Annotated in this window: 9 protein-coding genes; 2 read left to right on the top strand and 7 right to left on the bottom strand. The window is 70.4% G+C overall.

Annotation, left to right across the window (positions count from 1 at the left end):
- Positions 1 to 32: 32 nt before the first annotated feature.
- Positions 33 to 3,599 (bottom strand): ABC transporter ATP-binding protein, encoded by a 3,567-nt coding sequence (locus tag MVG78_RS03440; RefSeq protein WP_247558211.1) that lies wholly within the window; start codon positions 3,597 to 3,599, stop codon positions 33 to 35.
- 114 nt (positions 3,600 to 3,713) lie between these two features.
- Here MVG78_RS03440 and MVG78_RS03435 point away from each other — a divergent pair, with 114 nt between their 5' ends.
- A complete protein-coding gene (locus MVG78_RS03435) occupies positions 3,714 to 4,625 on the top strand; it encodes a LysR substrate-binding domain-containing protein (RefSeq protein WP_247558209.1) in 912 nt (303 codons plus the stop codon).
- Between the two features lie 315 nt (positions 4,626 to 4,940).
- Here the strand turns inward: MVG78_RS03435 and MVG78_RS03430 are convergent, their stop codons facing one another.
- The 6 genes from MVG78_RS03430 to MVG78_RS03405 form a co-directional block, all read right to left on the bottom strand.
- On the bottom strand, positions 4,941 to 5,228 hold the full coding sequence (locus MVG78_RS03430) for an SWIB/MDM2 domain-containing protein (protein WP_247558207.1): 288 nt from the start codon (positions 5,226 to 5,228) through the stop codon (positions 4,941 to 4,943).
- 251 nt (positions 5,229 to 5,479) lie between these two features.
- Positions 5,480 to 6,376 (bottom strand): ABC transporter permease subunit, encoded by an 897-nt coding sequence (locus MVG78_RS03425; protein ID WP_247558204.1) that lies wholly within the window; start codon positions 6,374 to 6,376, stop codon positions 5,480 to 5,482.
- Positions 6,373 to 7,293 carry a glutathione ABC transporter permease GsiC gene (gsiC, locus tag MVG78_RS03420; protein ID WP_247558202.1) on the bottom strand — a complete coding sequence of 307 codons (921 nt, stop codon included), beginning with the start codon at positions 7,291 to 7,293 and terminating at the stop codon, positions 6,373 to 6,375. Before gsiC ends, MVG78_RS03425 begins: the two co-directional genes overlap by 4 nt.
- On the bottom strand, positions 7,293 to 8,852 hold the full coding sequence (gene gsiB / locus MVG78_RS03415) for a glutathione ABC transporter substrate-binding protein GsiB (RefSeq protein WP_247558200.1): 1,560 nt from the start codon (positions 8,850 to 8,852) through the stop codon (positions 7,293 to 7,295). The genes gsiC and gsiB overlap by 1 nt, the downstream gene beginning before the upstream one ends.
- A gap of 287 nt (positions 8,853 to 9,139) precedes the next feature.
- Entirely contained in the window at positions 9,140 to 10,978 is a 1,839-nt protein-coding gene (locus MVG78_RS03410; RefSeq protein ID WP_247558198.1) for an ABC transporter ATP-binding protein, read from the bottom strand.
- Positions 10,979 to 11,248: 270 nt separating this feature from the next.
- A complete protein-coding gene (locus MVG78_RS03405; RefSeq protein WP_247558197.1) occupies positions 11,249 to 11,722 on the bottom strand; it encodes a nuclear transport factor 2 family protein in 474 nt (157 codons plus the stop codon).
- A 471-nt stretch (positions 11,723 to 12,193) separates the two neighbouring features.
- On the opposite strand from MVG78_RS03405, the gene MVG78_RS03400 reads away from it, so the two are divergent.
- Positions 12,194 to 13,705: a sugar ABC transporter ATP-binding protein gene (locus tag MVG78_RS03400; RefSeq protein ID WP_247558195.1), complete on the top strand. Its 1,512-nt coding sequence runs from the start codon at positions 12,194 to 12,196 to the stop codon at positions 13,703 to 13,705.
- The last annotated feature ends 10 nt before the right edge of the window (positions 13,706 to 13,715 follow it).

Here is a 13,715-nt window from a genome sequence, read left to right as displayed (position 1 = left end):
CCCCCGGGGCCGGCCACGAAGCGCCACGGGCCTCACCCCGCCACCGCATCCATCTGCCAGGACACCAGCCGCGCATAGGCGCCCTGCCGCGCCAGAAGTGCCGCATGGTTGCCGGCTTCCACCACCTGCCCGCCCTGCATCACCAGGATGGTATCGGCGTTACGGATGGTGGAAAGGCGATGGGCGATCACCAGCACCGTCCGGTCCCGCATCAACGCTTCCAGCGCCGCCCGCACCTGGGCCTCGCTGATGGCGTCGAGATGCGAGGTCGCCTCGTCCAGCACCAGGACCGGCGCATCCTTCAGGAAGGCACGGGCGATGGCGATGCGCTGGCGCTGCCCGCCGGAAAGCTGCACCCCGCGCTCCCCGACCGGCGTGGCGAGGCCCTGGGGCAGCCCCGCGACGAAATCCGCCAGCGCCGCCTGCTCCACCGCGCGATGCAGTTCCGCCGCGCTGGCCTCGGGCCGGGCGAGGCGGATATTGGCCTCCAGCGTGTCGTTGAACAGGTAGGTGTCCTGCGCCACCAGGGCGACATGGCGGCGCAGCCCGTCCAGCGTCAGCTCCCGCAGGTCGGTGCCATCCAGCAGGATGCGCCCCTCCTGCGGATCCCAGAAGCGCAGCAGCAGGCTGGCCACAGTGGACTTGCCGGCGCCGGAGGGGCCGACCAGCGCTGCGGTGCGCCCGGCGGGCAGGGTGAGGTCCAGACCGGTCAGGGCCGGGCGGCTGCGGCCGGGATAGGTGAAGCCCACCGCCTCGAACGCGACTTCCGACCCGCCCTGGGGGGTGGAGGGTTCCACCGTGCCGCCGGCCACCGCCGGCACCTCGCGCTCCACCACCCGCAGCCGGCGGGTGGAGGCGATGGTGTCGGCGAGTTGCCGTCCGACCTGGGCGATCTCGGAGACCGGCAGGAAGGCGGCGATGGCGAGCAGGATCAGCATCGGCAGCAGCGATGCGTCGAGCCGGCCGGAAGTGGCCAGGGCCGCACCCGCGGCACCGACCGCGAGCCCGCCCAGGCCGGTCGCGACATCCAGCGCCGCCGCGGCGCGGGACTGGTCCTGCATCAGGGAAAGGCGCCGGTCCTGATAGGCCGCCACGCGGGTGAGGAAGGCCTCGCGCCGCGCGCCCACGGCCTGGAAGGCCAGCAGGTCGCCCAGGCCCTGGATGGTCTCCGTCACATGCGCGCCGAGCTCGCCCAGCGCGGCGCGGGATTCCGCCCCCAGGCGGTCGATGCGCCGCCGCGCCAGGGTGGGCGCCAGTCCGGCATAGAGGAGGAACGGCAGCAGGGCGACGGCCAGGGGCCAGGCGGCCCAGGCCAGCACGCCGAGCACGGTCAGCGGCACCAGCACCGCCACCACCGCCGGGGCCACGGTATGGGCGTAGAAATACTCCACCGTCTCGACATCCGTGGTGGCGAGGGAGACGAGGTCGCCCGTCCGCCGCCGCAGCAGATAGGCCGGGCCGAGGGCGTCGAGGCGGTCGAAGAGTGCGATCCGCATCTCGGCTAGGAGGCGATAGGCCATGTCATGCGCCAGCCAGGATTCCAGCCAGTGCAGTCCGCCCGCCACCGGCGCGGCGACGAGCAGGGCGATGGCGAGGCCCGTTACCGGCTCCCCGTTCCGCAGCGCCGCGATCAGCAGCGCACCCAGCACGCCGACGCCGATGAAGGCGGCGACACGGCCGATGCCGAAGAGCACGGTGAGCGTCATCTTGCCGCGCCAGGGGCGGATGTAGCGGATCAGGCTGGACAGGGTCTCGCCCCAGCCGATCGCGGCGGCGGCGGCGTTGAGGTCCTCCGGCTCCGGCGCCGCCTCGCTTTCCACCGGCGCCCGGCTGTCCGAGGCGGGGCGCAGCGCGTCGGCGAGCGCCGCCTGTCCGCGTTCCTCCGCCTGGGCGCCCATGAGCTGGCGGTAGATGCCGCCCTGGCGCATCAGCGCGGCATGGGTGCCGCTTTCCGCCACCCTTCCGGCGGACAGGACCAGGATGCGGTCGGCGCCGATCACGCTGGACAGGCGGTGCGCCAGGATCAGCACGGTGCGGCCCTGCATCAGCCGGTCCAGCGCCTGCTGGATCAACGCCTCGTTCTCCGCATCCACGGCGGAAAGCGCCTCGTCCAGGATCAGGATCGGCGCGTCGCGCAGCAGGGCGCGGGCGATGGCAAGGCGCTGCCGCTGCCCGCCGGAGAGCCGCGCGCCGCGTTCGCCGATCCGTGCTTCGTAGCCGCCGGGCAGGGCCTGGATGAAGTCATGCGCGTTGGCGGCGCGGCAGGCGGCCTCCAGTTCGGCCTGCGTCGCCTCCGGGCGGCCCAGGCGCAGGTTCTCGGCGATGCTGCCGTGGAAGAGCGTGGCGTCCTGCGCCACGATCGCCACATGCGCGGCGATGCCGGCGGGGTCCAGCGTTGCAGCATCCTGCCCGCCGATCAGGACGCGGCCCGCCTGCGGGTCGAACTGCCGCAGCAGCAGGCGGATGATCGAGGACTTGCCGGCGCCGCTGGGGCCGACGATGCCGACGCGCTCCCCGCCACGGATCGTGAAGTCCAGCCCGTCATGCGCCGGCTGCCGTCCGCCGGGATAGGCGAAGCGCACGCCCTCGAAGCGGATCTCCGGCGCCGTCTCGCCCAGCCGCAGCGCAGACCCGCCCGGGGCGATGGCGGGCTCGGCCTCCAGCAGCGCGTGCAGCCCGGCAGCGGCGGACTGGCCGATCATGCCCTGGTGCAGCACGGAGCGCAGGTCGCGCAGCGGGCGGAAGATCTCTGTGCCGGCCATCAGCACGACCAGCAGCGCCTCCAGGCTCATCTCCCCGCTGGCGACCCGGTGCGCGCCGAGGATGAGCGCGATGGCCGAGCCCAGCGCCATGCCCGTGTCGGTGATGCCGCGTGTCATCACCGAAAGGCCGAGGACGCGGAAGGTGGTCTCGTAGAGGGCGCGCGCCTTCGCCGCGAGCTGCCGGCCATAGGCGGCGCTCTGCCCGAAGGCCTGCAGGGTCGGCAGGCCCTGCACCGCATCGAGGAACTCACCGCCGAAAGCCTTGAAGGCCTTCTGCCGCTCCAGCGCCGCCCGCTTGTCCCAGCCATGCGCCAGGGCCGGCAGCACCAGCGTCAGCAGTGCCGCCACCAGCAGCACCGTTGCCACCGGCACGTCCCACCAGGCGATGAAGAGGAAGATGGCGACCGGGGCACAGGCGGCGATGGCGAGTTGCGGCAGATACTGGCCGAAGAAGGTCTGGAGCTGTTCCACCCCGTCGATCATCGAGAGCATGACGCCACCGGTGCGTTCCCCCGCGAACCAGGCGGGGCCGAGGGCGGCGATGCGGTCGAAGAGCGCGGCGCGCAGCTTCGTCTGCACCGCGGCGGCGGTGCGGTGCGCCAGGGCGGTGCGGGCATGGTCGAAGGCCCCGCGCAGCAGCACCGCCACCACCGCCCCGGCCAGCGGCCAGGCGGCCCCGGCCAGCCCCTCCCCCGCGAAGACCCGGGCCAGGGCCACGCCGAGGAAGGCGAAGCGCGCGATGCCTGCCGCCAGCGCCAGCAGGCCCAGCATGACGCCGAGCAGCATTCCGGGGCGCAGGCCCCTGGTCAGGCGCCAAAGGCGCACATCGAAATACATGCCGAATCCTCGAAGCCTTCGACCACGAGGCGTGGTCCGGCCCGATGCTGGGCTGGCGGCGCCATCCCGGCAAACGCAAGCTTTTCATCCGCAGTTGAGCTATTTCGAACGGCCATGACCGCCCATCTGCCCTCTCTCCCCGCCCTGCGGGCCTTCGCCGCCGTGGCGCGGGAGGGCAGCTTCGTCCGCGCCGCCGAGACGCTGCATGTCAGCACCAGCGCCATCAGCCACCAGATCCGGCAACTGGAGGAACAGCTCGGCACGCCCCTGCTGAGCCGCGCCCGCAACGGCAGCGGCCATAGCCGCACCGCGCCGACCGATGCCGGGCGGGAACTGCTGCTGGTGGTGGAGGAAACGCTGGACCGCCTTGCCAGCGCCTGCGGTGCCATCCGCGACAGGGCCGGGAACGCGCGCCGGAACCTCGTGGTCTCGGCCAACGGCTCCTTCGCCTCGCTCTGGCTGGCCCCCCGCCTCGCCCGCTTCGCCGCGCTGCATCCCAGCGTGGCGTGGCACATGCGCGCGGTGGAATCGAATGTGCCCGACATGGCTGCGGAAGGGCTGGATCTCGCCATCCTGCGCGCCCGGACCGGGCGGGTGGTGCCGCCGGACCGGCTGCTCTTCGCCGAGACGTTCTTTCCCATCTGCAGCCCTGCCCTGGCCGCCATCGCCACGCCGGAGGAACTCCTGTGCCGGAGCCTGCTGGAGGAGGACGGCAACAGCCCGGAGAAGAACTGGTCTACCTGGATGCCCATCCTGGGCCAGAAGCCCGGCACCGGGCATGTTCTGCGCTTCAGCAGCTACAACCAGGTGATCGGCGCCGCCCTGGCCGGGGCCGGGCTGGCACTGGGGCGGTCGCCGCTGCTGGATGCGGAACTGGCCTCCGGGCGGCTGCTGCGTCTCTTCGCGCCGCTCTCCCTGCCCGGCAGCTGGGCCTTCGTCCTGCGCGCCGGGCCGGACGCCGCCCGCGACCCGCATGTGGTGCAGTTCTGCGACTTCCTGTTGCAGGAGGCGGGCTCACTCCCGTGAGGCGTGGTACCTTACGGCTTGCCCCCGGGAGAGGCGCCGTCTCCCCCGGACCCCGGGCTTTCGTGGGCGCCTGTGGTGGCCGTCGGTCTGTGAGCTGTCCCTGGGAGCAGGTGGATCGGCGGCGCTCCCGAAAGGAAAAATGCACCCTCTTCGCGCTGGTGGCGCCCGCGGCCGCCGGAGAGCATGGCTCTCCGGCGTGATCCGGCGTCAGCAAGAGCCAGCGAACGGGGTCCAGGGCCCGCGGGTCCTGGCGGATGGGGGGTCTGAGGGGAAGGCAGAGCCTTGCCCCCAGGAGCCGGAAACAGCAGCCCGGTCTTACTTCAGATGCTGGGCGAGGTACTTGTTCATCTCGAACATGGTGACCTTGTCCTTGCCGAAGACCTTGCTCAGCTTGTCGTCCGCCAGGATCTCGCGCTTGTCCTTCGGGTTCTGCAGGTTATGGGCCTTGATGTATTCCCAGACCTTGCTCACCACCTCGCCACGGGCCAGCTTGCCCTCACCGACGACGGCGGCCAGTTCGGGGGAGGGCTGGAGCGGCTGCTGCAGCGCGTTCGGCTTGTCGCTCTTGGCCGCCGGCTTCTTTTCCGTGGTCTTGGTGCTCATCAAGTCACTCCGAATCCGTTCCGTCCGAGATACGTGACGGCTTGTTGCACAAGCAGTTGAAGGAGGCGAGGGTTGCGCCCGCCACTCCGGCAAGGGCCGTTGACCCGTCTGTGGCGGATGGGACAGGCCCCCGCAACCGATGGCGGCATTGCACGGGATGCTGGCGAAACCCGCAGCCTCTGGCAAGCCGCATCGCCATGGATGGGCGATGGGCCTGGAATTTCAGCGGATAAGCCCCGCCTCCGGCCGGCTCAGCGCAGCTTCTGGTCCAGCGCGTCGCGCAGCCCGTCTCCCAAAAGATTGAAGGCCAGCACCGTCAGGAAGATGGCAAGCCCGGGGAAGAAGGTCAGGTGGTCCGCCACGCCGAGATAGGAGCGCCCGTCCGCCAGCATCGCCCCCCATTCCGGCGAGGGCGGCTGCGCCCCCAGGCCCAGGAAGCTCAGCCCCGCCGCCACCAGGATGGCGGTGCCGATGCGCAGCGAGGTGGTGACGATCACCCCCGGCAGCGTGCCGGGCAGGATGTGCCGCATCACCAGCGCCCAGCGCTTCACGCCGATCGAGCGTGCCGCCTGGACATAGAGCGTCTGCTTCAGCGCCAGCGTGCTGCCGCGCACCACGCGGGCATAGATCGGGATGCTGAACACCGCCACGGCATAGATGACATTCGCCACGCCGGGGCCCAGCAGGGCCACCACCGCGATGGCGAGGAGGATGCCGGGAAAGGCCAGCATCACGTCGCAGAGCCGCATCACCAGGCTGTCCACCCAGCCGCCGAAGAAGCCGCTGACGAGGCCCAGCGCCACGCCGAGCACGCCGCCCAGCATGACCGAGAGGAAGCCGACCGAGAGCGAGATCTGCGCCCCCCAGATGATGCGGCTGAAGATGTCGCGCCCATAGGCATCCGTGCCCGCCCAGTGCAGGGCGGAAGGGCCGGCCAGGATGTTGTTGTAGTCGGGCTCCGCCGGGTCGTAGGGCGCGATCCAGGGCGCCGCGATGGCCGCCAGCACCACCAGCAGGATCAGCAGCCCCGCCACCAGCGCCACGCGCTGGCGCAGGAAGCGGCGCCAGAACTCGCCCCAGGGGGACTGGATCTCCAGCGGCGCCGTCGTACCGGTGCCGGCGATGTCGTCGAGGGGAGCGTCGCTCATTTCAGGCGAATCTCCGGGTTCACCACGGCGTAGAGCTGGTCCACGACGAGGTTGATGAGGACGAATTCCAGGGCGAAGAGCAGGATCAGCGCCTGGATCACGGGATAGTCGCGGTAGGAGACGCTGTCGATCAGCAGCCGCCCCAGGCCGGGCCAGGCGAAGACCGTCTCGATCACGATGGCGCCGCCGAGCAGCGTGCCGAATTCGAGCCCGGTCATGGTGATCACCGGGATCAGTGCGTTGCGCAGCGTGTGGTGCCAGACCACGCGCCGCTCCGGCACGCCCTTCATGCGGGCGGTGCGGACATAGTCCTCCGACGCCACCTCGACATAGGCGGAGCGCGAGAAGCGTGCCAGGATCGCCGCCACCGTCGTGCCCAGGGTGAAGCCCGGCATGATGAAGCTGGTCCAGCCCTCATAGCCGCCGGTCGGCAGCCAGCCGAGCCGCACCGAGAAGATGTTGATCAGCAGCAGGCCGAGCCAGAAGGAGGGGAAGGAGATGCCGGAGACGGCGAAGACCATCCCCAGCCGGTCCTGCCACTGGTTGCGCTTCACGCCGGAGACCACGCCGATCAGCACGCCGACGGCCGTGGCCCAGACCATGGCCACCACCGTCAGCCAGAAGGTCGGCATGAAACGCTCGCCGATCTCCTCCAGCACCGGGCGCTTGGTCTTGGTGGAACGGCCGAGATCGCCCCGCAGCGTGTCCCCCATGTAGCGGAAGTACTGTTCCCAGATGGGCCGGTCGAGGCCCATCTCCTCCCGCACCAGGGCCACGTCCTGCGCCGTCGCATCCGGCCCGGCCACCAGCCGCGCCGGATCGCCCGGCAGCAGGCGGACGAAGGCGAAGACGAAGATCGACACCGCGACCAGAACCGGCACGGCGCCGAGCAGGCGGCGCAGGGCGTAGCCGAGCATCAGGAGAGCGCCGCTTCCTCGATGAGCAGGCCGCCGTCAGGGATGCGGTACATCCCGGTCAGCTTCTTGCTCCTGGCCGAAAGCACGTTCTCCACGCCGAGGAAGATCCAGGGCGCGTCCTTCCAGATCCTCGCCTGGGCGTCCTTGTACAGGGCCGCGCGCTTCTCCGGATCGGCGGTGGCGATGGCGGCTTCCAGCGCCTTGTCCACCTCGGGATTGCTGTAATAGGCCGTGTTGTAGAGCTTGGGCGGGAAGCCCTGGCCCCAGAGCAGCGGGCGCAGGCCCCAGTCGGCATCGCCGGTCGAGGAGGACCAGCCGCCGTAATAGGTCTGGATCTGCGCCTCCTCCGGCGTCTGCACCGACCAGATGCGGTTCTGCAGGACGCCGGCCTCCATCGGCATGACGTTCACCTTCACCCCGACGGCGGCGAGCTGCTGCTGCATGAACTGCACGCCCCGCTGCGCCAGCGTGTTGTTCTGCGCCCACATCTCCGTCTCGAAGCCGTTGGGATAGCCGGCCTCGGCCAGGAGCTGCTTCGCCTTGGCCACGTCGTAGGCATAGGGCTCCTGCTGGCTGTAGAAGCCCAACTTCGGCGGGATCGGCGCATCGAGGGGCTGGGCGAAGCCGTTATAGACGACCTTGGTATAGGCTTCCTTGTTCACGGCATGGTTCAGCGCCTGGCGCACGCGCACGTCGCTGAACGGCTTCTTCATGCAGTTCATCGAGACGTAGCGCGTGATGATCGAGGGGCTGTCCACGATCTCGACATTCGGGCTGCGTTGCACCACCGCGGCCATCTCGGGCGGCAGCGGATAGATGAACTGCGCCTCGCCGGTCTGCAGCATGGCGATGCGCGCGCCGTTCTCGGGCACGGAGCGGAAGGTCACCGTCTCCACCTTCGGCAGGCCGGGCTTCCAGTAGCCGGTGTTCTTCTTCACCTTCAGCGTGTCGGCGTTCCAGGACACGAAGGTGAAGGGGCCGGTGCCGACCGGGTTGCGCCCGATCTCCTTGCCGTACTGCGCGATCGCCTTGGGGCTCAGCATCATGCCGGCAGGGTGCGCGATGGTGTTCACGAAGGCGCCGAAGGGCTCCTTCAGGATCACGCGCGCGGTCAGCGGGTCCACCACCTCGACCCGGTCGAGCATGGCGAGCAGGCTCTGCCGCTTCAGCCTGTTGTCCGGGTTGGCGACACGCTCGAAATTCACCTTCACCGCCTGGGCGTCGAAGGGCGCGCCATCGTGGAAGGAGATGCCCTGGCGCAGCCTGAAGGTGAAGACCTTCGCGCTGTCATCGGCGGTGTAGCTCTCGGCCAGGACGGGGATGAGCTTCATCTCCGGATCGAAGCCATAGAGCCCCTGCAGCATCAGGCGGCAGGCCGACTGGGACAGCGTGTCGTTGACATCGGCCGGATCGAGGCCGGTCAGGTTGTCCGGCACGCCGACCACGAGGTCGTTCGCGGCGGCCTGGGCCGGCGTCACCTGGCCCAGCCAGGGCAAGGTGGCGCTGACGCCCAGCGCGCCCATCAGGGCGCGACGGCGGATGGCGGGGAAGTCGGTCACGAAATCCTCCTCTTCGAGTGTGATGACCGTAGGCCGGAACGGCCGGAGGTCTGAATCACACGACAAACACACAGTGTGATGACCGTAGGCCGGAACGGCCGGAGGTCTGAATCACACGACAAACACACAGTGTGATGACCGTAGGCCGGAACGGCCGAAGGTCTGAATCACACGACAAACACACAGTGTGATGACCGTAGGCCGGAACGGCCGAAGGTCTGAATCACACGGCAAACACACAGCGTGATGTCCGTAGGCCAGAGCGGCCGATGGTCTGGATCACGCGATCAGTACAGGCCGCCGACATGGTGCCGCGCGACGAAATGGTCAGGCCCGACCGGCACCAGCGGCGCCACCTCGGGCGGATCGTCCGGGCGGCGCAGCGGGCTCGGCACCTCGCTGTCGTCCAGGCCACGGTCATGGCCGCGCCGGGTCGGATCGGGGACGGGCACGGCGGCCAGCAGGCGCCGCGTATAGGGGTGTTGCGGGCGGTTCATCACCGCCTGCCGCGGGCCGATCTCCACCACCTGGCCCAGATACATCACCGCCACGCGATGGCTGATCCGCTCCACCACCGCCATGTCGTGGCTGATGAAGAGATAGGCGAGCCCCATCTCGCGCTGCAGCCGCATCATCAGGTTCACCACCTGCGCGCGGATCGACACATCCAGCGCCGCCACGGATTCGTCGGCGATGATGACCTGCGGCTCGGAGGCCAGGGCGCGGGCGATGCAGACGCGCTGGCGCTGCCCGCCGGACAGTTCGTGCGGATAGCGGCGCGCATGCTCCGGGCCGAGGCCGACCTGGGTGAGGAGCTGCGCCACGCGGTCCTGCACCGCGCGGCCACTCAGCAGCCGGTGCGTCAGGATCGGCTCGGCCACGGAGAAGCCCACGGTCAGGCGCGGGTCGAGCGAGGCGAAGGGGTCCTGGAAGACGAACTGCACGCCGCGCCGCAGCCGCGCCTCCTTGGCGTCGTCGAGCCGGGTCATGTCCTCGCCGGCGAAGCGGATCTCGCCGCCGATGGGCTGTTCCAACCGGATGATCGAGCGCCCGGTGGTGGACTTGCCGCAGCCGGACTCGCCCACCACGGCCAGCGTCTCGCCGGGGCGGAGGGCGAAGCTCACCTTCTCCGCCGCATGGATGCGACCGGCCAGCCGGCCGAAGAAGCCGCGCTTCACGTCGAAGCGGGTGGTCAGGTCGCGCACCTCCAGCACCGGCCCGGCCCCGGGGCGCACCGTGTCCTGCGGCTCGGGCGCCGGCGCGTCCGGCATGGCGAAAGGCTCGGGCAAGGGCTTGGCGGCGAGGCTGCCCAGCACCGGCACCGCGGCCAGCAGGCGCTGCGTATAGGGGTGCTGCGGCGCCGCGAAGATGCGGTTGACCTCGCCTTCCTCCACCCGCTCGCCGCGGCGCATCACCACCACGCGGTCGGCGATCTCGGCCACCACCCCCATGTCGTGGGTGATGAAGATCATGCCGAGATCGGTCTCCTTCTGCAGGGAATGGATCAGCCGCAGCACCTGGGCCTGCACCGTCACGTCCAGCGCGGTGGTCGGCTCGTCGGCGATCAGCAGGCGCGGGCGGCAGGAGAGCGCCATGGCGATCATCACCCGCTGCCGCATGCCACCCGACATCTGGAAGGGATAGCGCTCCAGTTGCCGCGCCGCCTCGGGGATGCGGACGCGCTCCAGCATCCGCTTCGCCTCGGCCCGGGCGGCGGCGGCGTCCAGGCCCTGGTGCAGCTCGATCGCCTCGGCGATCTGGTCGCCGACCCTGAGCACCGGGTTCAGGCTGGTCATCGGCTCCTGGAAGATCATCGCGATCTCCGGGCCGCGCAGGCGCCGCATGGCCTCCGGCGCCTCGGTCGCCAGGTCGCGCAGCCGGCCTTCGCGGTCGCGGAACTCGATCCGGCCGCCGGTGATCCGCCCGCCCGCATGGTCGATCAGCCGCGTGACGGCCAGGGAGGTGACGGATTTGCCCGAACCGCTCTCGCCCACCAGGGCCACCGTCTCGCCGGGCGACACGGACAGGTCCAGCCCCTTCACGGCGGTGAAGCCGCCGAAGCCCACGCTCAGCCCGGAGATGCGGAGCAGCGTCACGTCAGGGGAAGGGGCGGGTGCGGAGGCCAATAGCTCGGGTCCCTTCGTGCGGAGGGGCAAAAGGATACGGCCATCGCCGGGTCAGGCCCATCATCGCCGCCAGCGTGGCGGGACGCGGGGCCATCCGGCCATGCCAGGCATGGGAATGGAACAGCGGAGGTGACCGGAAGTTCAGGTTCCGGCCGTCCTGCCCCCCATGCGCCGCCTTCTAGCCGCGCCGGACCGGTTCGGCCAGAGGCCGCCCGCCCGGCAGGGGGGCCGGAGGGCCGGGGGCGCCGCCCCCTGGCCCCCGCCGCGCCATCAGGCCGGCTTCAGCGGGCAGCTCTGGCGTGCCAGCAGGCGCCACTGGCCGGCATCCTTCTTCCAGACCTGCATCACCGCGATATAGGAGTGGCCGGTGCCGCCATCCGGCAGGATGTCCGCCCCATCCCAGACATGGCGGAGGATCGCGTTGTCGCCGACGATCTCCGTCCAGACCTCGGTGAATGCCAGGCTGCGGTAGTTCGGCTTCCCGCGGCCGAACTCGGCGATGAACTCGCTCTTCGTCTGGTTCTTGCGCCCGCTCGAATGGCCATAGCTGACCTTGTCGTGCAGCAGCGTGCCGAGCTTTGCCGCATCGCCGTTCAGGATGGCGACGCGGAGCGCCTCCAGCGTGGCGGTCACGGCCTTCGTGTCGTCCTCGGCGGCGAAGGCCGGGCCGGCCGCGGCCAGCAGGGCGGCAGCGCCCGCCATCGCGGCCAGGCCACGACGGGATTCCAGGATCGTCCCGGACATGATGTTTCCTCACCTGACGTGTTGCGGCCCGGCCGACAGGGATGGCGGCAGGGCCGCAGGAAGGCTTACAGGCGGCGGATCGCGGCGCTCAAGGCCGTTTTCCTTGCCGTCATGTCATCTTCGCCCGGCGCATGTCACGTATGGACAAAGCGTGACCAAGATGAGGCTGGCGAAGACGGCGCGAAACCGTTCATGATCCTCGCAGAATGAAGAATACAAAGGGAGGATCGGTCATGCATCGGTCCCTGTTCCACTTTCCTGGGTTCCATCGCCCCGGGTTTCATTGTCCTGGCCGTCCGCTGCCCGCGCGGCCTTGTCCCGCCTCCACCGGCCGCGTCCGGCGGAAACGGCGGGATCCCGCCGGACTGCCGCCGCAGCCCGGAATGCCCTGAGGCACGGCCAGCCCGCCAGGGCCACGGATGCCTTCTCCCCCATGCGAGGCGACACGCGGATGGAAGGTGGATGGACCAGATGAGCGAAGCCACGCCGCGCCTCGAGATGCGCGACGTGTCCAAGAGCTTTCCCGGCGTCAAGGCGCTGGACAAGGTGCGGCTGAAGGCCTGGGGCGGCGAGATCCTGGCGCTGATGGGCGAGAACGGCGCCGGCAAGTCCACGCTCATGAAGATCCTGTCCGGCGCCTATCAGGCCGATCCGGGCGGGCAGATCCTGATCGACGGGCGGCCCGTCTCGATCACCGACCCGATCGCCGCGCGGCGTCTGGGCATCGCGATCATCTATCAGGAGCTTGCGCTCGCGCCCAACCTGACGGTGGCGGAGAACATCTATCTCGGCCGCGAGCCCTCCCGTGCCGGGCGCATCGACCGCCGCGCGATGCGCGAGGGCTGCCGCGCGGTGCTGGAGCGGCTGGGGGCGCCCTTCACGCCCGACACGGTGGTGGGCACGCTCTCCATCGCCGAGCAGCAGCTCGTCGAGATCGCGCGCGCCCTGCAGGCGGAATCCAAGATCCTGGTGCTGGACGAGCCCACCACGGCGCTGTCCTCCCGCGAGACGGAGCGGCTTTTCGCCCTGGTGCGGCAGCTCCGGGCGGAAGGGATCGCGCTGATCTACATCAGCCACCGCATGGCCGAGATCTACGAGCTCGCCGACCGCGTCACCGTGCTGCGCGACGGCAGCTATGTCGGCACGCTGGAGCGCGGGGAGATCGAGGCGCCGGCGCTGGTGCGGATGATGGTCGGCCGCGACCTGTCGAGCTTCTACAAGAAGGCGCACGACCCGCATGGCGGCAAGGGGCCGGTGGTGCTGGAGGTGCGCGGCCTCACCGATGGCGGCCGCCGCGTACATCCCTGCGACCTGACGCTGCATCGCGGCGAGGTGCTGGGCATCGCCGGCCTCGTCGGCTCGGGGCGGACGGAACTGGCGCGCCTGATCTATGGCGCCGACCCGCACGCGGGCGGCGAGGTGCGGCTGAACGGGCAGCCGGTCGTGATCCGCTCCCCGGGCGAGGCGCTGGAGGCGGGCATCGCCTATCTGACCGAGGACCGGAAGGGGCTCGGCCTGTTCCTCGACATGTCCTGCGGCGGCAACATCAATCTCGGCGTCATCGCCCGCGATGCGCTGCCCGGCGGCGTGCTCAACCTCGCCGCCGGGCGCCGCCGCGCCGCCCAGGCCTTCGGCGCGCTGCGCGTGCGCGCGGCCAGCCCGCAGGTCACGGTCGGCGGCCTGTCCGGCGGCAACCAGCAGAAGGTGCTGCTGTCGCGCTGGCTGGAAACCCATCCGCAGGTGCTGATCCTCGACGAGCCGACGCGCGGCGTGGATATCGGCGCCAAGTCGGAGATGTACCGCATCATCGACGAGCTGGCGCAGCGCGACATGGGCATCATCGTCATCTCCAGCGAGCTGCCGGAGATCATCGGCATCTGCGACCGCGTCCTGGTGATGCGCGAGGGGCGGATCGCCGGCGAGGTGCGCGGCCCCGACATCACCCAGGAAGCCATCATCGCCCATGCGACCGGCGCGCACTGAGGCCGGGGCA

Source organism: Roseomonas gilardii subsp. gilardii (assembly GCF_023078375.1).
GTDB classification, from domain to species: domain Bacteria; phylum Pseudomonadota; class Alphaproteobacteria; order Acetobacterales; family Acetobacteraceae; genus Roseomonas; species Roseomonas gilardii.
The sequence above is the reverse complement of the archived record's forward strand: the minus strand, read 5'-3'. Positions and strand labels throughout refer to the sequence as shown.

Bases quoted from the DNA above. Each gene is read 5' to 3' on its own strand.
- gsiC (WP_247558202.1), bottom strand. From the start codon at position 7,293: ATGCTCGGCTACGCCCTGCGCCGCCTGCTCGGCGCCGTGCCGGTTCTG.
- MVG78_RS03425 (WP_247558204.1), bottom strand. From the start codon at position 6,376: ATGAGCGACGCTCCCCTCGACGACATCGCCGGCACCGGTACGACGGCG.
- MVG78_RS03405 (WP_247558197.1), bottom strand. From the start codon at position 11,722: ATGTCCGGGACGATCCTGGAATCCCGTCGTGGCCTGGCCGCGATGGCG.
- MVG78_RS03435 (WP_247558209.1), top strand. From the start codon at position 3,714: ATGACCGCCCATCTGCCCTCTCTCCCCGCCCTGCGGGCCTTCGCCGCC.
- MVG78_RS03400 (WP_247558195.1), top strand. From the start codon at position 12,194: ATGAGCGAAGCCACGCCGCGCCTCGAGATGCGCGACGTGTCCAAGAGC.
- MVG78_RS03430 (WP_247558207.1), bottom strand. From the start codon at position 5,228: ATGAGCACCAAGACCACGGAAAAGAAGCCGGCGGCCAAGAGCGACAAG.
- MVG78_RS03440 (WP_247558211.1), bottom strand. From the start codon at position 3,599: ATGTATTTCGATGTGCGCCTTTGGCGCCTGACCAGGGGCCTGCGCCCC.